Source organism: Pseudomonas sp. F8002 (genome assembly GCF_013385495.1).
Lineage (GTDB): Bacteria > Pseudomonadota > Gammaproteobacteria > Pseudomonadales > Pseudomonadaceae > Aquipseudomonas.
The window spans coordinates 22,531-42,884 of the sequence record NZ_JACAPW010000036.1 but is presented as its reverse complement, the minus strand read 5'-3'; the positions used below and the strand labels follow the sequence as shown (position 1 = coordinate 42,884).

At 62.4% G+C, this 20,354-nt stretch carries 15 protein-coding genes; 6 read left to right on the top strand and 9 right to left on the bottom strand.

What is annotated here, in order from left to right; all coding sequences use genetic code 11:
• Positions 1-75 precede the first annotated feature (75 nt).
• Positions 76-1,038: an alpha/beta hydrolase gene (locus HX811_RS25345; RefSeq protein WP_177047887.1), complete on the top strand. Its 963-nt coding sequence runs from the start codon at positions 76-78 to the stop codon at positions 1,036-1,038.
• Between the two features lie 50 nt (positions 1,039-1,088).
• Here HX811_RS25345 and HX811_RS25340 read toward each other — a convergent pair whose 3' ends face one another.
• The 5 genes from HX811_RS25340 to pvdM form a co-directional block, all read right to left on the bottom strand.
• Positions 1,089-3,554 carry a TonB-dependent siderophore receptor gene (locus HX811_RS25340; protein ID WP_008434507.1) on the bottom strand — a complete coding sequence of 822 codons (2,466 nt, stop codon included), beginning with the start codon at positions 3,552-3,554 and terminating at the stop codon, positions 1,089-1,091.
• A gap of 97 nt (positions 3,555-3,651) precedes the next feature.
• Positions 3,652-5,301 carry a cyclic peptide export ABC transporter gene (locus HX811_RS25335; protein WP_177047885.1) on the bottom strand — a complete coding sequence of 550 codons (1,650 nt, stop codon included), beginning with the start codon at positions 5,299-5,301 and terminating at the stop codon, positions 3,652-3,654.
• 157 nt (positions 5,302-5,458) lie between these two features.
• Entirely contained in the window at positions 5,459-6,334 is an 876-nt protein-coding gene (locus HX811_RS25330) for a formylglycine-generating enzyme family protein (RefSeq protein WP_003208550.1), read from the bottom strand.
• A gap of 31 nt (positions 6,335-6,365) precedes the next feature.
• Entirely contained in the window at positions 6,366-7,643 is a 1,278-nt protein-coding gene (locus HX811_RS25325) for an aminotransferase class V-fold PLP-dependent enzyme (protein ID WP_177047883.1), read from the bottom strand.
• A gap of 27 nt (positions 7,644-7,670) precedes the next feature.
• Entirely contained in the window at positions 7,671-9,020 is a 1,350-nt protein-coding gene (gene pvdM / locus HX811_RS25320; RefSeq protein WP_177047881.1) for a pyoverdine-tailoring dipeptidase-like protein PvdM, read from the bottom strand.
• Positions 9,021-9,172: 152 nt separating this feature from the next.
• Between pvdM and HX811_RS25315 the strand changes: the two genes are divergently transcribed.
• Positions 9,173-10,801 carry a PvdJ/PvdD/PvdP-like protein gene (locus tag HX811_RS25315; RefSeq protein WP_134327022.1) on the top strand — a complete coding sequence of 543 codons (1,629 nt, stop codon included), beginning with the start codon at positions 9,173-9,175 and terminating at the stop codon, positions 10,799-10,801.
• Positions 10,802-10,845: 44 nt separating this feature from the next.
• Here HX811_RS25315 and HX811_RS25310 read toward each other — a convergent pair whose 3' ends face one another.
• The 3 genes from HX811_RS25310 to HX811_RS25300 are packed head-to-tail and all read right to left on the bottom strand — an operon-like array spanning position 10,846 to position 15,406.
• Positions 10,846-12,255, bottom strand: a complete 1,410-nt coding sequence (locus HX811_RS25310) for an efflux transporter outer membrane subunit (RefSeq protein WP_177047879.1) — start codon at positions 12,253-12,255, stop codon at positions 10,846-10,848.
• Positions 12,256-12,262: 7 nt separating this feature from the next.
• Positions 12,263-14,233, bottom strand: coding sequence for a MacB family efflux pump subunit (locus HX811_RS25305; protein ID WP_177047877.1), 1,971 nt, complete (start codon positions 14,231-14,233; stop codon positions 12,263-12,265).
• Positions 14,234-15,406 (bottom strand): efflux RND transporter periplasmic adaptor subunit, encoded by a 1,173-nt coding sequence (locus HX811_RS25300; protein ID WP_177047875.1) that lies wholly within the window; start codon positions 15,404-15,406, stop codon positions 14,234-14,236.
• A gap of 256 nt (positions 15,407-15,662) precedes the next feature.
• Here HX811_RS25300 and HX811_RS25295 point away from each other — a divergent pair, with 256 nt between their 5' ends.
• The 4 genes from HX811_RS25295 to HX811_RS25280 all read left to right on the top strand — a co-directional run bounded on the left by HX811_RS25295 (position 15,663) and on the right by HX811_RS25280 (position 19,729).
• Positions 15,663-16,145 carry a sigma-70 family RNA polymerase sigma factor gene (locus HX811_RS25295; RefSeq protein ID WP_032899291.1) on the top strand — a complete coding sequence of 161 codons (483 nt, stop codon included), beginning with the start codon at positions 15,663-15,665 and terminating at the stop codon, positions 16,143-16,145.
• A gap of 127 nt (positions 16,146-16,272) precedes the next feature.
• Positions 16,273-17,610: a lysine N(6)-hydroxylase/L-ornithine N(5)-oxygenase family protein gene (locus HX811_RS25290; RefSeq protein ID WP_177041542.1), complete on the top strand. Its 1,338-nt coding sequence runs from the start codon at positions 16,273-16,275 to the stop codon at positions 17,608-17,610.
• A gap of 68 nt (positions 17,611-17,678) precedes the next feature.
• Positions 17,679-18,899 carry a putative DNA modification/repair radical SAM protein gene (locus HX811_RS25285; protein WP_003208568.1) on the top strand — a complete coding sequence of 407 codons (1,221 nt, stop codon included), beginning with the start codon at positions 17,679-17,681 and terminating at the stop codon, positions 18,897-18,899.
• Positions 18,896-19,729, top strand: coding sequence for a TIGR03915 family putative DNA repair protein (locus tag HX811_RS25280; protein ID WP_102369559.1), 834 nt, complete (start codon positions 18,896-18,898; stop codon positions 19,727-19,729). Before HX811_RS25285 ends, HX811_RS25280 begins: the two co-directional genes overlap by 4 nt.
• A gap of 117 nt (positions 19,730-19,846) precedes the next feature.
• Here the strand turns inward: HX811_RS25280 and HX811_RS25275 are convergent, their stop codons facing one another.
• A complete protein-coding gene (locus tag HX811_RS25275; RefSeq protein ID WP_003208571.1) occupies positions 19,847-20,344 on the bottom strand; it encodes an Lrp/AsnC family transcriptional regulator in 498 nt (165 codons plus the stop codon).
• Positions 20,345-20,354 lie beyond the last annotated feature (10 nt).

Below are 20,354 nucleotides of genomic sequence, written 5' to 3'. Positions count from 1 at the left end.
CCGATCCATCGTTATACAAAGAGGGGCCCTTGTGGCTCCTCTTTCGTCTGTGGCTTTTTCATAAGGAAACCTGCGATGTCCTTGCATCCGGAACTCAATGCCTTCCTCGACCTGGCGCAAGAAAGCCAGGCGGACGGTCCTGGGCCGTTTCACCTGTCAACGCCCGCCCAGGCCCGGGAGGCGTTCGAGCGCACCACCGCGCAACTGCGCTGGCAGGCGCCTGCGCAGGTGCGCTGCAGCCCCATCGAATTCACGGCACGCGATGGCGCGACGCTGGCGTTGCGTGTGTACCGTCCCGCTGACGTTTCGGCGCAGAGCCTGCCGGTGCTGGTGTACTTCCATGGCGGTGGCTACGTGGTCGGCAGCCTGGAATCCCATGACGGGGTGTGCCGCGAATTCTGCGCCATAACTCCGTGTGCGGTGGTTTCAGTGGGTTATCGACTGGCGCCGGAGCACAGGTTCCCGACGCCGCTGAACGATGGCGCCGATGCCCTGGCCTGGCTGGCCGATAACGCTGCAGCCGAAGGCCTGGACCTCACCCGCGTGGCTTTCGGTGGCGACAGTGTGGGGGCCACGCTGGCGACGGTGCTGGCGTTGCAGTCAGTGCTCGAGCCCGCGACGCTGGCAATTAAACCCTGCTGGCAACTGCTGTGCTATCCGGTGACGGACGCTTCTACCAATAGCCCGTCGACCGAGCTGTTCGGCGAGGGCTATCTGCTGGAGACCGAGACACTGGAATGGTTCTACCGGCATTACGCCCGGGAGGCGGCGGATCGTCTTGACTGGCGCTTCTCGCCATTGCTGGCGCCGGGGTACCCGGGCATGCCACCGGCGCTGATTGCGTTGGCCGGTCATGACCCGCTGCTGGATGAAGGACGCGCCTATGCCCGACGGTTGCAGGAGCAGGGGGTGGCGGTGGAAGTGATCGAGTACCCCGGGTTGATTCACGATTTCCTGCGCCTGCAGAGCGTGGTGCCGGATATCGACGAGGTGTACGGTCAATTGACCCAGGCATTGCGAGCCGCGCTGGCAGCTTGAGAACAGGCACAAAAAAACCGGGCCAGGCCCGGTTTTTTTGTGGGTGTTGCCTAGAAGTTGTACGTCACGTCAACCGAGGCGACGCGTTCCTGGCCGTAGTAGCAGCCGAACGAGTAGTTGCAGTGGGACACGTACTCGCGGTTGAACACGTTCTGCACGTTCAGGCTGGTCTCCACGCCACGCAGGCTTGGCGATACCTTGCTCAGGTCGTAGCTGACGGTGGTGTCATAGACCACAAAGCCCGGGACCTCGAACGAGTTGGCAGCATCACCGGGTTTGGGGCCGGTGTAGCGGGCGCCGGCACCGAAGGTCAGGCCATTGAGCACCGCCTGGGTGAAGTGGTAGTCAACCCACAGCGATGCCGAAACCGGTGCCTGTTGCTCGGTGCGGTTACCGGTGTTGCCGTAGTTGTTCTTGATGTAGAACGCGTCGAGGTAGGACGCAGCAGCCAGTACGTCGACGTTGGCAATCGACGATTTGACTTCCAGTTCAACACCGCGGGAGCGAACCTGGCCTTGCTGGACCGAGTACTGGGTGTACTCGTTATCCTGGCTCAACACGTTTTTCTGCTTGATCTGGTACACGGAAGCCGTGATCAGCGTCTTCTCGAACGGCTGGTACTTCACACCCACTTCGTACTGTTCGCCTTCGGTCGGCGCGAAGGCCTTGCCGCCACGTTCGGGCGCGGTAGTGCCAACGGTCGGCAGGAAGGATTCGGAGTAGCTGACGTACGGCGCCAGCCCGAAGTCGGTGACATAGGTCAGGCCGACACGGCCGGTGAACTTGTTGTCACGCTGTTCGGTGATGGAGTTTGCAATCAGGTCCTTGTTTTCAACTTCGGCCCAGTCCTGACGGCCACCAATGGTCAGGATCCACTTGTCCAGTTTGATCTGGTCCTGCAGGTAGACGCCGGTCTGGCGCACGGTGTTGTCCCACTTGGTGGTTTTTTCCGGGGTCACGCTGCTGGTGTCGTAGTTGTTGTTTTCGCCGTAGAGGTTGATCGGCAGTACGTTGTAGGCGTTGTAGCCGGTGTATTTGCGGTTGAAGTTGCGATAGTCCAGGCCGACCAGGGTGGTGTGCTCCAGCGCGCCGGTGTTGAATTTGTATTCCAGGTTGTTATCGATGGTGTAGGCGGTGTTGTGCTGGCGCCAGTCGAGTTTGACACGGTTGGCCCGGGTCTGGTCGACCGCGCCGGTGACTGCATCGGTGACGAAGCTGCGCAGGTAGAAGCCTTTGTAGTCGTCGCGTACGTCGGTGTAGCGGGCGGTGGAGCGACCTTTCAGGTTTTCGCTGAAGCTGTGGGTCAAGTCGTAGCCCAGGATGAACTGGTCACGTTTGTAGTCGTTGTATTTCGAGTCGCCGGAGAAGAAGTTGCGGTCGATGCGTTTGCCGTTGGGGCCGCGCTCGAGAGAGCCGATCATTGGCAACGCCTGATAGTCTTCCAGGCCTCGGTCCCGCTGGATCTGCGCCAGTACGGTCAGGGATGTGTCGTCGTTCGGGGCCCAGGTCAGGCTGGGTGCCAGCAGCATGCGTTCGCTGTGGGTATGATCGACCTGCTGGTTGCCTTTCTTCGCGACGCCGACGATGCGATAGCTGAACTCTTTCTGATCGTCGAGCGGGCCGCTGGTGTCGAATGCGCCGTTGACCCGGTTGTAGCTGCCGGCACCGATCTTGACCTCGCTGCGTTGTTCGGTGGTCGGTCGCTTGGAGACCATGTTGATCAGGCCGCCCGGCTGGTTCTGGCCAAAGAGCACCGACGATGGGCCCTTGAGCACTTCGATGCGCTCCAGGGTATACGGATCGATTTGCGGGGCGCCGCCGAGGCTGCCGGCATAGGGCAAGTAAGCGCCGTCCAGGTACAGCTGGGTAGGGGCGAAGCCACGGCTGGTGATTTCGTCGGCGATCGCATTGCGGTCGGTGAAGCCGCCGGTGTTCAGGCCTGGCGTGTAGCGCAAGGCCTGGGTCAAGTTGAGTGCGCCCTGGGTTTCGATCTGTTTAGCGGTGACCACGTTGACGGTTTGCGGGATTTCCAGGAGGGGCGTATCGGTCTTGGTGCCGGTGGCGCTGCGGGTGGCAACGTAGCCGTCCACGGGGCCGTAGGCCGATTCGACAGCCTGGCCACTGATGGTGGTGGCACCCAGCTCCAGTGAATCACCCGTTGCCCGGGCACGTACGGTGACGGTGTTGGCTTGAACGGTGAACACAGCGCCGGTCCCCACCAGCATCTGCGACAACGCCTGTTCAGGCGACAACCGGCCGCTCACCGGCTGGCTGTGCTGGCCCTTTACATCATCGGCGCTGTACAGCACTTGCATGTTCGACTGGGTGCCCAGTGCCTGCAGGGCGCTTGCCAGCGATTGTGCCGGGATATTGAAGTTGATCTCCTGGGCCTGAACCTGCGCACTGAACGGCAACGCCAGCGCCATGCTGAACGCGGTGGCGCTGAAGCCCGGCTGCAGCATACGGCGCATGAACAAGGCTTTGGTAAAACGTGGAATCCCCGCAATTGCTGACATTGTGCTCACTCTTACTGGTTTTAATGGTTGCGTAGTTGTTAGCGATTCTTAATTAGACGCATGAGGCCGGAAAAACCAGAATGAGAATCTAACTTATTCATGCCGGTTGCAGTTCGGTGGCTACTTTCCCGGCTTCCATGCGCACCAGTTGGTCGGCAATGTCGAAGTAACGATCGTCGTGGGAAATCACGATGATGGTTTTGCCCAGGCGCTTGAGATCCGGCAGCAGCTCGGTGTAGAAAATCCGCCGGAACGTCGGGTCCTGGTCTGCGGCCCATTCGTCAAACACCAGCACCGGGCGTTCCTCCAGCCATGCATTGACCAGCGCCAGGCGCTTGCGCTGGCCGGTGGACAGGTCGGTGGTGGTGAACGAACCGTCACGCACGCTGACCTTGTGGCCGATTTCCAGGCGCTGCAGGTATTGGTTGGCATCTTCGGGAATATGGGTATCGCCCTGCACCACGTCGTCGAACAGGTAGTAGTCAGCGAAGATCGTGGTGAACAACTGGCGATAGTCGTCACGTGTCACTGCCGTCACGGGCTGCCCGTTGAGGCGGATTTCCCCCTGCTGCGGGGCGTACAGGCCTAGCAGCAGCTTGATCAGGGTGGTCTTGCCGCAACCGTTTTCGCCGACAATGAAGATAATGTCGCCTTGCTCGATCTTCAGGTTGACCGGGCCCAGGCGAAACGGTGCGCTGCCTTCGGTGGCGGGGAAACTGTAGGACACGTCCGTCAATTCCAGGCTGTGCACCGGCGTACTCTGGTTGCCTTGGTCGCTGAGCAGCAGGTGGGGTTCGGGCGAGGAAAACTGCTCCGACAGCGCGGCGATACGGCGGAATGCGATCTGCGCGCGGCTGACGATTGGCAGGGTGCCAATCAGATGCTCCAGCGGCCCTTTCATGTACAGCAGCACCAGCACAAAGCCGCTCATCACTGATTTGTCGGCACTCGGCCACAGTGATTGCAGGGCGAGTGCCAGCCCGATGACCACGAAAAACAGCATGGAGCCGAGGGTCTTGGCGACGACGAAAATATTCACCGAACGAATTTGTGTGTCGCAGATTTTGTCGGCGGTGCTTTCTATCCCCGACACAAACATGCGGTGCCTGCGCGGACGATGGATGCGCAACTCCTTGGCGCCCTCGGCGATGGAATTGTAGTGTTTCTGCAGTTCGTCTTCGGCGTCGCGGGCCTCCATGAAGCCTTTGATTCCCCGGCCCCGGGCGATGTACTGGACGACCGTGCCGATGATGATCGCGACCACCATGATCAAGAACATCGGCCATGACAGCATCGCCAGGTAGCCCATGCAGCCAAGGGTGACGGTCAGCGAAATGGCCAGCGGGGCGAAGGCGAACGCGAAATCGCTGATGGTGTCGACGTCGTGGGTGAGCACCGGGATCAGGCGGTGGCTGCGGTAGCGCTCAATCTGTTCGATGGGCGCCGACAGGACTTTTTCCCCAAGCTCCTTGCGCAGCCGGGCGATGATCTTTTGCCCCACATAATTGGTGCCGATATCGGAAAAGATCGAACTGACCAGTGCCAGCAGGCAGAGGCCGGCAAAGGCGCCGACCACGGTGTTGGTCAGGCCGTTGTCGGCGTGCAGCACGGTATTGATGGTCGCCAGCAATACCGTGACGCTGAGGCCGCCGACCATGCCGAGCAGAATGGAGCCGACAACGATCAGCCGAAAGGGTTTGAGCAGGGTGAGCAATTCATTGATCACCCCACGTGTTGGTTTGCTCATGGAGGTTCCCTGCTTGAAGATCGGCCGGGCCCGGCTTCGGTCGCGGGCTCGGCCTGGGTGGCATAGAGGGCGGTGGTGCGCCGCAATGCGTTGCATGACGGGTCGCACACACCTGTAAAACGACTGGGAGGAGGGTTAATTTAGAGGGCTGGCTGCCTTACAGGTCCCGCACGACGCGAAAGCCGATCCAGTCGCCGCGGTTGTCCGGTACCAACGCATTGCGGTTGCCGGAGCGGGAGAACACGGGAGCTTCACCCCAGTCGTTGCCGCGGATGCGTCTGAACTGGCATTTACCGGTCAGCCAGGCGCTGCCGTCGCTTGGGGCGCCGACGTAATCGTCGTTGTAGCAATCGGCTGTCCACTCGTAGACGTTGCCGTGCATGTCGTACATGCCGAACGCGTTGGGCGGGTAGCTGCCCACCGGGGACGAGTAGCTGTAGCCATCCGCCGGGCCGTAGGTGTTGGCATGCTGGGCAATGCTGTAGCCCTTGCCCTCGTCGAACGGGAAGGGGAACGGGCCGGTGGAGCCGGCGCGGGCGGCGTATTCACGTTGGGCTTCACTGACCATCTGGTAGTGATGGCCGGTTTTCTTCGATAGCCAGGCGACGTAGTTCTGCACATCCTCGAAGTCCATGCACACGGCAGGTTGGCGCGGCCCCTGGGGGTAGCGTGGCTTGCTGGCGACGCACTCGCGGCCGGGTCGTTCATCGCCATTGGCAATCTTGACCCCGGACTGGCGTACATAGCTGTCCCACTCGCCGGCGGTGACCTGGAAGCGGCTCATGGCGAAGGGCCTGGCAAAGGTGACCGGGTGCATCGGGCCTTCATCAGGCTCGCGGCCCACTTCGTCTTCCGGGGTGCCCATGGTGAACGTACCGGCGGGCAACACGACCATTTCCGGGCAGTCCTTGCAGTCCTTGAACACTTTACCGGGTGTCGGCGTGGCCGCCTGGGCCAGCCCCGGTAGCAGGGCACTGCACAGTGTTGTCAGAATCACTGCGGCCAGCGGTTTCAGGTGCGGGTGATGGTTCATGGGAGCATCTCGCTGAAATGAAAAAGAGGCGTCACAACCGTTGGCTCAGCAACGTCATGAAGCGCTGGATCTCGGCCGATGTGTTGAGCAGGCCCGGGGAAGTGCGAATCACCGGGCCGGCGTCCCGATATACCGAGTCGATCACTACCCGGTTTTTCATCATGTGGGCGGCCACGTCGCGGCTGTCCTGGGCGTTGACCCGGAAGAAGGTGAAGCCTGCCGACAACTCGCTGCTGCGGGGTGTCACCAGCTCTATCTTCGAGTGCGCCAGCAGTTGGGTCTTCAGTTCGTCGTTGAGCTGATGAATGCGTGCCTGTACCTGCGGCTTGCCCCACTGCAAGTGCAGCTTGAAGGCTTCATCCGCAGCCCAGCGATGTTCAAAGGCGTGGTAGCCGCCGGGTGTCATGGTGGTGGCGAAGTTGGTGTCTTCGGAGAAGGTCGGCACCATCGGTGTCACGTCGGTGTTCTGTTCCGAGCGGGCGCAAATGATCCCGGTGCCCCGCGGGCCGAACATCCACTTGTGGGTGCCGGCAATGAAAAAGTCGCAATGCATGTCCGGGAAATCGAGGTTCTCGACGCCAAACCCATGCACACCATCGACCACGTAGAGGATGCGGTCCTTGTCGTCACGGTTGCGGTTGTGTTCATCCACCAGCTTGCCGATCGCGCCGATCGGCAGCTTGACGCCGCTGCCGGATTGCACCCAGGTCATGCCGAGCACACGGGTATTGGGGCGGATATTGCGCTCGATAGAACCGAGCACTTCATCGACGGACACCGAATGGGCGCTCTCGAACAATTTGATCTTGCGTACCTGGGTGCCTTCCTTGCGTACCCGGAAATCGAGGCTGTAGGCGGTGGCGTAATGTTCGTGAACAGTGGTGAGGATTTCCTGGTCGGGGCGTACCTGGATCCCGCCGTAAATCATCGCCAGGCCTTCGGAGGTGCTGCCGGTCAGGGCTATCTGGCCGGGCCTGGCATTCAGGTAGCGGCCGGCCCATTCGCGCACCTGGCCTTCACGCTTCCATGTCTCTTGCAGGTCCCAATCCATGGCTAGGCCGGGGTTGCGGTCGATCTGCGCGCGGTAGCGCTCGATGGCCTCACGCACCGGCTTGGGGTGCGAGGCCACCAGGAAATTCGAAAAGTGCAGGTAGTCCGGGTCCTGGGTAAACAGTTGGCGAAAGCCTGCCCAAGGGTCGCCAGGTGGTGCCGCATTGCCTGCCAGTGCCTGGGGGATGATGGCAGTGCCCAGCGGCAGGCTCGCGGCGAGAAGCCCGGCCTGCTTGAGAAACGTACGGCGGTCGGTCATGAATTCACTTCATTCATTGAGGGTGGTTCAGCGGTTGGCCAATGGCTTGGCAGCTTTTTGTACCTGGTCCCAGACCCGCAGGAAGTTGCCTCCCCACAGCTTGGCGATATCGGCTTCGGAGTAGCCGCGCTGGATCAGTTCCGCAGTCACGTTGCGCACTTCGCCGACGTTCTCCCAGCCCTTGAGGCCGCCGCCGTCGTTGAAGTCCGAGGCGATGCCGACGTGGTCGATGCCAACCTTGCGCACGGTGTAATCGATGGCATCGCCCAAGTCCTTGAGGGTGGCCTTGGGTTCTTCTTCGAGGATGGCGTACAGCGCACTGGCGTATTGGCCAAACTTTTGTTCTGGCCAGGCCGAGATGATCGGGTCGCCGGGCATCAGGGCTACGGCCAGGTTGGGCAGTGGCGGCAGGTCGAAGCGCGCGCGCAACGCGTTGAGTTTGTCCTGGGTGGGCTGGCTGAGGGTGCGCAGGTAAGCTGGGAAGCCCACCACCTGAACGACACCGCCGCTGTTCTTGATCAGTTGCAGTTCCTTGTCGCTGAGGTTGCGTGGTATGTCCACCGACGCCCGTGGCGCCGAGTGGGAGGCCACCATCGGTGTGCGGCTCAGTTGCGCAACTTGCTCCAGCGCCTTGGTGGACATCTGCGAAACATCAATGATTACCCCCAGGTCATTGAGGCGATGCACGGCTTGCTTGCCGATATCCGAGAGGCCGTCGAGGGCATCGGGTGAGTCATTGAAAAACGGCAGTGGGCGTGACGAGTCCGACCAGTCGTTGTTGCCGATGTAGCTGAAGCCGAACATGCGCATGCCGCGTGCGGTCCACAGGTTCAACTGATTAAGGTCATCACCCAGCGGGTAGGCGTTGAGCATGCTGATAAAGATCGCAAACTTGCCTTCGCCATGCAGACGCCGGAAATCATCCGGGGTGTAGGCAATGCCCACTTGGTTGGGGAAGTCGCGGACCATGCCGGAGATGATCTTGTAGCGAGTCTCCTGCTGGTGGCGGGCTTCTTCGACAAAACCCGCGGTGGGCTTGTGGGGCGCATTGGGGCCGTTCCACATTTCCGGCCAGCCGAAAATCGTCAGGGCTGCACCCGACAGGCGCCCCCGGCTGGCCTTGGCCAGGTCGAACTGGCCGCTGCCGTCCTTGTCGGCTTCGTTGCCGGCGGTACCAAAGTTGAGCGGCACGGTGATGTGACTGTCGAACGACAGCAGGCGGTCCTGCATCTCATTGGCCTGCTTGATTACCGCCAACGGGTACCCGGCATTGCCCCTGAACCAATGGTCCCAAGCCAGGAACCCGGCCCCGGCGCCAATGGCCAGGACCAGCGGCAGGCCGAAGTACAACGCCTTTTTCGAACGTGGTTTTGTCATTGCCATCTCAGTCAGTTGAGGCCTTTGCTATCTGGGATGAACGAGCGATGGGCGGGAAAATTTAAGCCTGGGAGGCGCGGTGCTAAATTTCCCCTGTCAGCGAACGTTCTAGCTTGGATAAAGCCTGCTTGATGGCTGACACAGGTAAAGCAATGACGATTTCTCGACGAGGGTTCATCGCCGGCCTGGCGCTGACTGGCGCTGCAGTGCCTGCGGCCTTTTATGCCCATCGCGAGCTGACGCGTGAAGAGTTTCCGATTACCCCGGGCGAAGCCACGGTGGATCTGGCAGACACCGCCGGCCAGCATTTGGCGGACAGCCTGCGTGGCGTTTGGCATGTGCAGTTGGCAGGCCGCGATGCCGGCCTGAAAGGCCTGCCCCTGGAGGGCCTGGAATTGCTCCTCGACGTTGCCCCGCGTGGGCGTGGCCTGCGGGGCTACCTCGACACTGGCGAACAACTGCGTGCCGACGGCGAGCCGCGCTATCGTGTATTGGGTGACCTGACTCCCGGCGACGGGGCGCATCTGTACTGGCGCCTGATCGACCGCGATGCCGTGGACGGGGCTCCAGCCTACGAGTTCACAATGACCCTTGATGAAGTCTGGGCCGAATTCGGTAACGCCGGCAGCGGCACGCTGAGTGGGCAGATCCTCAGCCTGGACCGCCCATTGGCCCTGCTCGAACGGGACAATCATTTTGTCGCCACCAAGCGGCTGTTTCCCGAGGCGCGTGAGCGCATCGGTCTCAACCCGGTTCTATTGGCCTGGTTGATTGCTCCCGAACATCGCCTGTTTCACCAGCTCTGGCACGCTTCCCGTGACCAGTGGCACAAACTCTCCGAAGACAAGCGTAATGCCTTGCGGGGGATCGGCTGGCAGCCTGGTCCACGTGACCGGGAGCGCGATGCACGGGGGCCGCGCAAGGATCGCAACGGTTCGGGCATCGACTTCTTTTTCATGCATCGGCACATGCTGGGCGCCGCACGTTCGATGCAGGACTTGCCATCGTGGACGTACTTCCCTCAGCCACAGCCGGGGCTGGAGCGTGATCGCCAGGGTTTTGTGCGTTATTTCGACAATCATGACGGTTTCGCGTTGCCGCCTGCCTGGATGGCGGCGAATGACAGTGCGTATACCCAGTGGGTCAGCGATATCAAGGCGGCCGAGACTTACCACAGTAACTTTGAGGTCTGGGAGTCGCAGTACCGCGACCCGCGCTACCTGGCGAAACTCACCTTGGGGCAGTTCGGCTCGGAGGTGGAGCTGGGCCTGCACGACTGGCTGCATATGCGCTGGGCCTCGGTGCCGCGGGACCCGTCCAACGGCGCGCCGGTGCCTTTTGCACGGGACCCGGCTGACTTTGCCGCGCGTTGGTACGTGGCAGAGAATGACTTCCTTGGAGATCCGTTTTCTTCTCACGTGAATCCGGTGTTCTGGCGTTTTCATGGTTGGATCGATGACCGCATCGAGGATTGGTTTCGTGCCCACGAGCGTTTTCATCCGGGTGAAGTGAGCCGGCTGGAGGTCAACGGCGTGCCCTGGTTTGCGCCGGGGCGCTGGGTGGAGGTGGATGACCCGTGGCTGGGGCCGGACACCCATGGTTGCAGCACCACGCCGGGGTTGCAGATGGGCAAGTCGATGGAGATGGACCCGGAGACCATGAAGCTGGCGCTGCGGATTACCTTCGGGGCGGATGAGGACAAGCTGGCCGAGCTGTTTCGCAAGGTGCCGAAGCGTCCCTGGTACGCGCGCCATTTGAAGGTCAAGGAGCGGGTGCTCTAAAGCGCGCCGCTCAACGGTGGGGGCCGGGCAAGCCCGGCTTTCATTCAGTTGATTGTGCTTGCTGGCACCTGCCAGCCGCCCCCCAGTGCCTTATACAACGCAATGCTTGCGTTCAGCCGCGATCGGCGTAATTGCACATTCATGTCCTGCGCCGCATATAACGTGCGCTGCGTCTCCAGCACCGTCAGCAAGTCCTCCGCCCCGGCTTCATAGCGACTCTGGGCAATCTCGAAGGCAGTCTGCGCCTCACTCAGTTCCTCGCTCTGCCACTGACGCTGCGCATCCAGCCCGCGAATGCTGCTCAGGGCTTTTTCCACATCGGCAAAGCCATTGATGATCGCTCCCCGGTACGTCTGCAGCAGCTCATCCTGGCGCGCCCGGGCCTTGTCCCGCTCGGCGCTCAGGCGGCCATTGTTGAAGATCGGTGCGACCAGGCCGGAAGTGAGGTTGTAGAACGGGCTGCGCACTACGTCGGCGAGCTTGTTGGCGCCCGAACCCAGGTCGGCACTGAGGGTGAGGGTGGGCAGCATGGCTGCCCGGGCCACGGTGACGTCTGCCTGGGCTGCTGCCAGCCGGGCCTCGGCACTGGCGATGTCGGGACGGCGGCTGAGCAGTTGGCTGGGAACACCGGCGGCGATGCCCGGCCAGTTCAATTGGGCGAAGGGTTGCGGGGCCAGGTGCAGGTCCTGCACCGGTGTGCCCAGCAGTGCCGCGAGGCTGATCAAGGCCTCGTCGGCCTGCTGCTGTGCCAGCGGCAGCTGGCGTTGTTGTGCGGCCACGAGGCTTTTTTGCTGGGCCAGTTCCAGGGCGGTGGCGGAGCCTGCATCGTGGCGAGTCTGCACCAGCTTCAACACGTTTTGGGCGTTGTCCAGGTTGAGTTGGGCGATGCGCAGTTGCTCACGCAATGACAGCCACTGGGTATAGGTGGTCGCAACACCGCTGAGCAGGGTCAGTTCCACGGTGGCCTGGTCGAACTCGCTGGCGCGCACCTCTTCCACGGCGCTGTCCCGGGCGGCGCGCTTGCCACCCCAGAAATCAATTTCGTAAGTGGCGCTCAGGCGCGCATCGAAGTAATCCACGGCCTTGTTGCTGCTGGTAGCGTCCAGCTGGCTGTAGCCCTTGCCCCGCAGCAGCTTCTGGCGGTTTGCATTGAACGCGCCGGTGAGTTCAGGCAGCAACGGTGCGCCGGCTATCACTGCGCTGGCCTGGGCCTGGCGCACCCGGGCCATGGCGCTGGCCAGGTCGTAACTGCCGCTGCGGGCCTGTTCGATCAGTTGGTTGAGCTGGGGGCTGTCGAAACTTGTCCACCATTGCTGGTTGGCCCGCAGCGCCGTTGCGTCGCTTGCGCTGTGCCAGGCGGGCGGTGTTTGCATGCCTGCGCCCGGACGCGGTGCGGGGCTGCTGCAGGCGGCCAGCAGCAGGCTGGCGGCGAGGAGGGTCAGGGACACTTTCATAGGGCGATCATTCACTGGTAAGGGCCTTGACCGGGTCAAGTCGAGCGGCTTTGCGGGCCGGCATGAAACCGAAGATAACGCCGGTGACCAGGGCGCAGAAGAAGGCCCCCACGGCGGCCGGAATCGAGAACGCGACGGCCACGTTGCTGAGGATGAGTACGCCACCTACCAGCAGGGCCAGGCCGATGCCGGTGAGGCCACCGACCACCGAAAGCATCACCGCTTCGGTGAGGAACTGGCGCAGGATATCCCGCTGCCGCGCGCCGGTGGCCATGCGGATGCCGATCTCCCGCGTGCGCTCGCGTACGGTCATCAGCATGATGTTCATCACGCCGATACCGCCCACCAGCAGCGAGATCGCGGCAATCGAGCCGAGCATCAGCGACAGGGTGTTCTGGGTCCTTGCTTCGGCCTGGATCATGGCGGCATTGTTGGTCAACTCATAGTCACGCTTGCCGTTATGCAGGCGCAGCAATAACTGATCGATGGCCTTTTCTGCCTCGCGTACATTGCGTGCATCGGCGGCGGCGATCACCACGTATTCGGGGTTGTAGCTGCCAAACAAACGCACGCTGGCGGCGGTGTAGGGGATGGCGATGCGGTCGTCGCTGTCTTTATCTCCGGAGCTGGAGCCTTTTTCCGCCAGCACTCCCACCACCTGGAATGGCACGTTTTCGATCAGGATGTATTGGCCGATCGGATTGAGGTTGTCCTTGAACAGTTTGGTACGCACCCGGTTGCCGATCACGGCGACGGTGGCGCCGGAGCGCTCATCGGCTTCGGTAAAGTAGCTGCCCTCGGCCACGGGCCAGTTGAAAATCGTCGGGAAGTTAGTGTCGTTGCCACCGACATACGCCATGTGGTCGACGTTGCCAAAGCGCACCCCGGCCTCCGCGCCATTTACCGGCATGATGCGCTTGACCTGAGGCAGGGCTGCCAGGGCGGCCACATCGTTGAGGGTGATCACGCCCCGCGGTGTACGCGGGTTAGGCGCCGACCCGCTGACGTAGAGGATATTGGAGCCGAAAGCGCCCATCTGCGCCATCACCTGGCGCTTGCTGCCTTCGCCCACCGCCAGCATCACCACCACCGACGCCACGCCGATGATGATCCCCAGCAGCGTCAGCGCCGTGCGAAAACGGTTGATCCACATCACCCGCCACGCGGCTTGCACGGCATCCAGCAGCTCGGCTTTCCAGGCGCCGTTGTGCTCGGCGCCGTCGGCCAGGCGCTGGCGCAGGTCCACGGCTTGCAACGCGCCGGAGATGGCCACGGGGGGCGTCTCGCTGGTGTCGGCAGAGTCGCTGATGATCAGCCCGTCGCGGATCTCGATGATGCGATTGGCCCGCGCCGCGACTTCGCGGTCGTGGGTGATCAGGATGACCACGTGGCCCTGGCTGGCCAGTTCGTCCAGCAGGGTCATGACCTCCGCGCCGCTGTGGCTGTCGAGGGCGCCGGTGGGTTCGTCGGCGAGGATGATATGCCCGCCGTTCATCAACGCCCGGGCAATCGACACCCGCTGTTGCTGGCCGCCGGAAAGCTGGTGCGGGCGGTTGCCGGTGCGCTCGGCCAGGCCCAGGCGCGTGAGCAGGGCCTTGGCGCGGGCATGGCGTTCGGCGGCGCTGATGCCGGCATAGATCGCCGGCATCTCGACGTTTTCCTGGGCCGAGCCGGATGGGATCAGGTGATAGCCCTGGAACACGAAACCGAAGGCCTCGCGGCGCAGCCAGGCGAGTTCGTCGCTGTCGAGCTGGGCGACGTTCTCTCCGGCGAACAGGTAGTCGCCCTCGGTGGGGCGGTCGAGGCAGCCGAGGATATTCATCAGCGTGGATTTGCCGGAGCCGGAGGCACCGACAATCGCCACGAATTCCCCGGCATGGATCGCCAGGTCGATGCCGCGCAGCACATCAACCTGTGGCGTGTCGCCGCCGCCGTAGGATTTGCGGATGCCCTTGAGTTCGATCAGTGGGGTCGACATTCAACCTCCGCTGCCATCGGCCGGGCCGATCAGCAGGTGATCGCCTTCGTTCAGGCCTTCCAGCACCTGGACTCGCAGGCGGTCGCTGAGGCCCAGGCGGATTTCGCGTTGCTCGATGCTGCCGTTTTTCGCCACCACGCGGGCGATCTGTTTGTCGCCGCCGAGGCTGCCTTGCAGGGCGGCGACCGGCGCGGTCAGGGTGTCCCTGGCCTGGCCGGCGACGAAGAATACCTGGGCGGTCATTTCCGCCATCAAGGCGTTATCGGTGTTGTCGACGTCCAGCAGCACCGTGTAAAGCACCACTCGCCCGGTGCCGCTTTTGCTGGCGCTGCTCGGGCTGCCACCGCCCTGGCTGGTTTCGTTGAGCGGCTTGGGCGGGATCGGCAAAATCTGCCGCACGGTGCTGGTCCAGCGTCGGCTGCCGCCGCTCAGGGTGGTGAAGTAGGCCGTCATGCCGGGTTTGACATGGCCGATGTCGGCTTCCGAGACTTCGGCCCATACGGTCATCGGCGAAAGCTTGGCGATCCGCAGGATCAGCGGGGTTTGCTGCTGGGCGTTGAGGGTCTGGCCTTCCCGGGCGTCCACCGCGACCACGGTGCCGCTCATTGGCGCATAAATGCGCGTGTAGCCCAACTCTGCCTCGTCACTGCGCAGGCTGGCCCTGGCCTGGCGAATCTGCGCCAGGAACATCTCGACCCGCGCCTGGGTGGCGCTCAGTTCGGCCCTGGCAGTTTGCACGTCTTCTTCCCGGGTGGCGTTACCGGCTTCCAGGCGTTGCTGGCGCTGGTACTTCTGGCGAGCCAGTTCGTGCTGGGCCCGTTGCTCCTGCAACTGGGCCTGCAGGTTCTCGATGGCGTAGCGGCTGGCATCGAGCTTGGCTTTTTGCGTGGAGGGGTCGATCTCTACCAGCAATTGGCCTTCCTTGACCTGGGCACCGGCCTCGACGTGAATCTTCTGGATCTGTCCGGACGCCTGGGCGCCCACGTCGACGTAGCGCCGGGGTTGCAGGGTGCCCAGGGCCGTGACGCTGCTTTCGATATCGCCCCGGGTCACGGTGACGGTCGCCAGCTTGTCCCGGCCCGACGGCAGGACCTGCCAGGCTGCTAAAGCGATGATGGGGATGAGGCACGCGACCACAAGCAGGGCGCGTCGGGCAGGTCGAGGACGTTTCATGCAGAGTTCCAGCCAGGAAAGATCGGCCCGCAGGAGCGGGAAGCTGACAGGTAGACGAGGAAATTGTCCGGGGATTTAGGCCGTTACATATGCCGTTACAGGTGTGTCAGGCAAAATAATTGGCCGGCGTTGCAAGTCTTGTTTAAAACTAGATGAGAATTACTATAAATTACACGCACCTCAAACTGCCATCATCGCATCGGCCGTTATCTTCGTACTCAAAGGACCTAATGCCGCCTACAGGCGGTCGGGAGTCATGTTGGAAAACTACTATCGCGAGCTGGTGTGTTTCCTCAACGCCAAGCTGGGCAACCGTCAGGTGGCCGAAGATGTGGTGCATGACGCTTATGTGCGGGTGCTGGGGCGCGCCAGCGAGGTCCCGATCGAGCAGCCCCGGGCATTTCTCTATCGCACGGCGCTGAACCTGGTGATCGACGGTCATCGGCGCAACGCCCTGCGCCAGGATGAACCCCTGGAAGTACTCGACAGCGAGGAGCGTTTTTCGCTGTCTTCGCCCCATCACTGCCTGGACCACGGCCAGCGCCTGGAAATGCTTGAGCGCGCGCTGGCCGAGTTGCCGGCGCTCTGCCGTGACAGCTTCCTGCTGCGCAAGCTCGACGGCCTGTCCCACCTGCAAATCGCCGAGCGCCTGGGTATTTCCCGCGCGCTGGTGGAAAAACACATCGTCAATGCCATGAAGCATTGCCGGGCGCGCATGCGTGAGTGGGATGCGCACTGATTCCAGCGTTAGCTAAATTTTATTTCATTGTCCTCGTCTCCTATCAACACACGACCTGTTGCTGTGCCTTCAGGTCTCTGAGGCTTTCCCGCCCCACTGCCACGGGGCTTATCCAGAGGACACTGGAATGACACAGGCAATTGCATCGCCCGCCGTTCACGACCTGATCGGTATCGGGTTCGGCCCTTCGAACCTGGCGCTGGCCATCGCCCTGCAGGAACGCGAGAAAGCCCAGGGCAAACTGGACGTGCTGTTCCTCGACAAACAGGCCGACTACCGCTGGCACGGCAACACCCTGGTCACCCAGAGTGAATTGCAGATTTCCTTCCTCAAGGACCTGGTGACCCTGCGCAATCCCACCAGCCCTTATTCCTTCGTCAATTACCTGAAGGCCCACGGGCGCCTGGTGGATTTCATCAACCTGGGTACCTTCTATCCGTGCCGCATGGAGTACAACGACTACCTGCGCTGGGTTTCCGGGCAGTTCCAGGCGCAAAGCCGCTACGGCGAGGAAGTGCTGGCCATCGAGCCGATCCTGCATCAGCAGCAGGTAGAGGCGCTGCGGGTGATTTCCCGGGACGCCCAGGGTGAACAGCACGTGCGCACCACCCGCTCGGTGGTGGTCAGCGCCGGTGGTACGCCGCGTATTCCGGCGTCGTTCAAGGCGCTCAAGGATGACGGTCGGGTGTTCCATCACTCCCAGTACCTGGAACGCATGGCCCAGCAACCGTGTGTCGACGGCAAGCCGATGCGCATCGCGATCATCGGTGGTGGCCAGAGCGCAGCCGAGGCGTTTATCGACCTCAACGACAGCTTCCCGTCGGTGCAGGTCGACATGATCCTGCGCGGCTCGGCCCTCAAGCCTGCGGATGACAGCCCGTTCGTCAACGAAGTGTTCTCGCCGGAGTTCACCGACCTGGTGTTCCAGCAGAACGGCAGCGAGCGCGAGCGCCTGGTCAACGAGTACCACAACACCAACTATTCGGTGGTGGACCTGGACCTGATCGAGCGCATCTACGGGATCTTCTACCGCCAGAAGGTTTCCGGCATTGCCCGTCACGCGTTCCGTACCCTGACCACCGTGGAAAAAGCCACGGCCGGGCCGCTGGGTGTGGAGTTGGCGCTGCGCAACAACGCCACCGGCGAAACCAGCCTCAACCATTACGATGCCGTCGTACTGGCCACCGGTTACGAGCGCCAGATGCATCGTCAGTTGCTCGCACCGTTGGCCGACTATATGGGCGACTTTGAAGTCAGCCGCGACTACCGCATCGTCACCGACGAGCGCTGCAAGGCCGGCATCTACATGCAGGGCTTCAGCCAGGCCAGCCATGGCCTGAGCGATACCTTGCTGTCGATCCTGCCGATCCGTGCCGACGAGATTGCCGCGTCGCTGTACGAGTACGACCGCAGCCGCGGCAAGAGCCGTTCGGTGCAGGACGTGTTGCTGGCCACCGCCAGCTGACAGGCTGCACTTGAACCGCGGGGGCGGCTGCTGATACTGTACAAAAAACCAGTATCGGTAGAAGCCCCATGCAGTTGATCGAAAAACTCAGCATCCTCGCCGACGCCGCCAAGTACGACGCGTCCTGCGCCAGCAGCGGCGCACCCAAGCGCAGCTCGGAAGGCAAGGCGGGGCTGGGTTCCACCGATGGCATGGGCATCTGCCACAGCTACACGCCCGACGGTCGCTGCGTGTCGTTGCTCAAGGTGCTGCTGACCAACTTCTGCCTCTACGACTGCCAATACTGCGTCAACCGCCGCTCCAGCGACGTGCCCCGTGCACGCTTCAGCCCGGAGGAGGTGGTGACCCTGACCCTCGACTTTTACCGGCGCAACTGCGTCAGCGGGCTGTTTCTCAGCTCCGGCATCATCCGTTCGGCCGACTACACCATGGAGCAGCTGGTGCGGGTGGCCAAACTGCTGCGCGAAGAGCATGACTTTCGCGGTTATATCCACCTCAAGACCATTCCCGAAGCCGACCCGGCACTGATTGCCGAGGCGGGGCGGTATGCCGATCGCCTCAGCGTGAATATCGAGTTGCCAACGGACAAGAGCCTGCAAACCCTGGCGCCCGAGAAGCAGATCGTCTCGATCAAGCAGGCCATGCAAACCATCTATACCGGTGAGCAGACGGTGCTCAACGAACCCCGCGCGCCGCGTTTCGCGCCGGCCGGGCAGAGCACGCAGATGATCGTCGGTGCCGATGACACCGACGACAGCACCATCCTCCACAGCGCCGAGGCGTTGTACGGCAATTTCAAACTGCGCCGGGTGTATTACTCGGCGTTCAGCCCGATCCCCAACAGCCCGAAAAGCGTGCCCCTGGCCGCGCCGCCGCTGATGCGCGAGCACCGCTTGTACCAGGCGGATTTCCTGTTGCGCAGCTACGGGTTCAGCGCCAATGAACTGTTTGAAGGGCCGGGCGACCTGGCCCTGGATATCGACCCCAAGCTGGCCTGGGCGCTGGAGCACCGCGAGGTGTTCCCGCTGGACTTGAACCGGGCCGAGCCGACGCTTATTGCGCGCATTCCCGGAATTGGCCTGCGCACCACCCAGCGGCTGGTGGACCTGCGTCGCCAGCGCAAGATCCGCTTCGAAGACCTGGCGCGCATGCGGTGTGTGCTGACCAAGGCCAAGCCGTTTTTCATCACCAGCGACTACCACCCGCAGCAAGCGGAAAGCACCAGCGTGCTGCTGCGCGAACAACTGCGCGACCGCCCGCAGCCGCAGCAAATGGGGCTGTGGGGATGATCAGCCTGGAATGCGACAACCTGTTCAGCACCTGGCGCGAGCAGGCGCGCTGGTTGCTCAGCCATCAGATCGACCCCAGCCACGTGAGTTGGGGCGTGGCCGAGGTGGCGGACCTGTTTGCCACCGACGAGCAGTACCCGGCGGAGTGCGGGCCGTTCCAGGCGCGGATTCCCAAGGCGCTGCTGGAGCTGCTGGAGTCTGCCGCGTGTTATCACGGTGAACAGCGCTGGAGCCTGCTGTATGAGGTGCTGTGGCGCGTCAGCCATGGGGACCGCACGGCGATGATGTCGGGGGACAAGCTGGGCAGCGAATTGCAGCGGCGGATCAAGCAGGTGCAGCGCGAGGCCCATCACCTGCATGCGTTTGTGCGGTTTATCGCATTGCCGGCAGAGGCGGGGCCGCAGTTGCCGGAGTACGTGGCGTGGCATGAGCCGGCCCACGACATCTTGAAGGTGGCCAGCCAGCATTTTGTCGGGCGCATGGGGCGTCATCGCTGGATGATCGCCACGCCCCTGGATGGGGTTTATTACGACGGGGAGCAGTTGATTCACCAGCGGCAATGCCCGGTGGAATGGCAGGCGTTGGCGCAGAATGTCGAGGATCCCCACAGTGCGATGTGGTTGACGTACTACAGCCATATCTTTAACCCGGCGCGGTTGAATCCGAAGGTGATGGAAGGGCATTTGCCGAGCCGGTTCTGGAAGAATCTGCCGGAGGGCAAGTTGATTCCGGGGCTGATCAGCGAGGCGCGCACGGGCAAGCAGCGGGATGGGCAGGCGAAGCTGATTGGGGCGCGTCCAGGCAAGCGAATTTCAAGCGGGCATGGTTAGTGTGGGAGCTGGCTTGCCTGCGATGCAGACAACTCGGTGTTTCAGTTACACCGAGGCGCTGCTATCGCAGGCAAGCCAGCTCCCACATTCGATCTTCAGTGTTTCAGGGAATGAGGTTCAGGCCAGTTCGGTGGCGGTGTTTTTTACGACCGCCAGCTCGGGATGCGCCACCAATTTATCGATGTGCAATTCATCATTGTTCAGCCAGGTTTCCGTCAGCACGCGGTAGTGCTCCATGTCCCGGCAGCGCATGCGCAGGCTGTAGTCGAACGGCCCGCTGATCAACTGGCACTCGAACACTTGCGGGCAGGCTTTGACACATGCCTCGAACGCCTTCTGCGCCGAGCGCCCGCTCTGGTTGGAGAGGGCCACCAGCACCAGCAGTGACAGCCCCGGCGAGACCATCTGCACGTCGATGATCGCCCCATAACCCCGGATGACCCCGCGTCGTTCCAGCTTGCGTACCCGTTCCAGGCACGGCCTGGGCGTCAGGTGCACCAGCGACGAGAGTTTTTCGTAGGTGATGCGTCCCTGGTGCCGTAACACGTCGATGATGGCTTCATCGATGCGGTCCAGCACAGGTGAGGCGTTCGGTCCGGTGGCCTTGGTATCCATGGTGTGTGGT

Coding starts and splice junctions, on each gene's coding strand:
- HX811_RS25345 (WP_177047887.1), top strand. CDS start 76: ATGTCCTTGCATCCGGAACTCAATGCCTTCCTCGACCTGGCGCAAGAA.
- HX811_RS25340 (WP_008434507.1), bottom strand. CDS start 3,554: ATGTCAGCAATTGCGGGGATTCCACGTTTTACCAAAGCCTTGTTCATG.
- HX811_RS25335 (WP_177047885.1), bottom strand. CDS start 5,301: ATGAGCAAACCAACACGTGGGGTGATCAATGAATTGCTCACCCTGCTC.
- HX811_RS25330 (WP_003208550.1), bottom strand. CDS start 6,334: ATGAACCATCACCCGCACCTGAAACCGCTGGCCGCAGTGATTCTGACA.
- HX811_RS25325 (WP_177047883.1), bottom strand. CDS start 7,643: ATGACCGACCGCCGTACGTTTCTCAAGCAGGCCGGGCTTCTCGCCGCG.
- pvdM (WP_177047881.1), bottom strand. CDS start 9,020: ATGACAAAACCACGTTCGAAAAAGGCGTTGTACTTCGGCCTGCCGCTG.
- HX811_RS25315 (WP_134327022.1), top strand. CDS start 9,173: ATGACGATTTCTCGACGAGGGTTCATCGCCGGCCTGGCGCTGACTGGC.
- HX811_RS25310 (WP_177047879.1), bottom strand. CDS start 12,255: ATGAAAGTGTCCCTGACCCTCCTCGCCGCCAGCCTGCTGCTGGCCGCC.
- HX811_RS25305 (WP_177047877.1), bottom strand. CDS start 14,233: ATGTCGACCCCACTGATCGAACTCAAGGGCATCCGCAAATCCTACGGC.
- HX811_RS25300 (WP_177047875.1), bottom strand. CDS start 15,406: ATGAAACGTCCTCGACCTGCCCGACGCGCCCTGCTTGTGGTCGCGTGC.
- HX811_RS25295 (WP_032899291.1), top strand. CDS start 15,663: ATGTTGGAAAACTACTATCGCGAGCTGGTGTGTTTCCTCAACGCCAAG.
- HX811_RS25290 (WP_177041542.1), top strand. CDS start 16,273: ATGACACAGGCAATTGCATCGCCCGCCGTTCACGACCTGATCGGTATC.
- HX811_RS25285 (WP_003208568.1), top strand. CDS start 17,679: ATGCAGTTGATCGAAAAACTCAGCATCCTCGCCGACGCCGCCAAGTAC.
- HX811_RS25280 (WP_102369559.1), top strand. CDS start 18,896: ATGATCAGCCTGGAATGCGACAACCTGTTCAGCACCTGGCGCGAGCAG.
- HX811_RS25275 (WP_003208571.1), bottom strand. CDS start 20,344: ATGGATACCAAGGCCACCGGACCGAACGCCTCACCTGTGCTGGACCGC.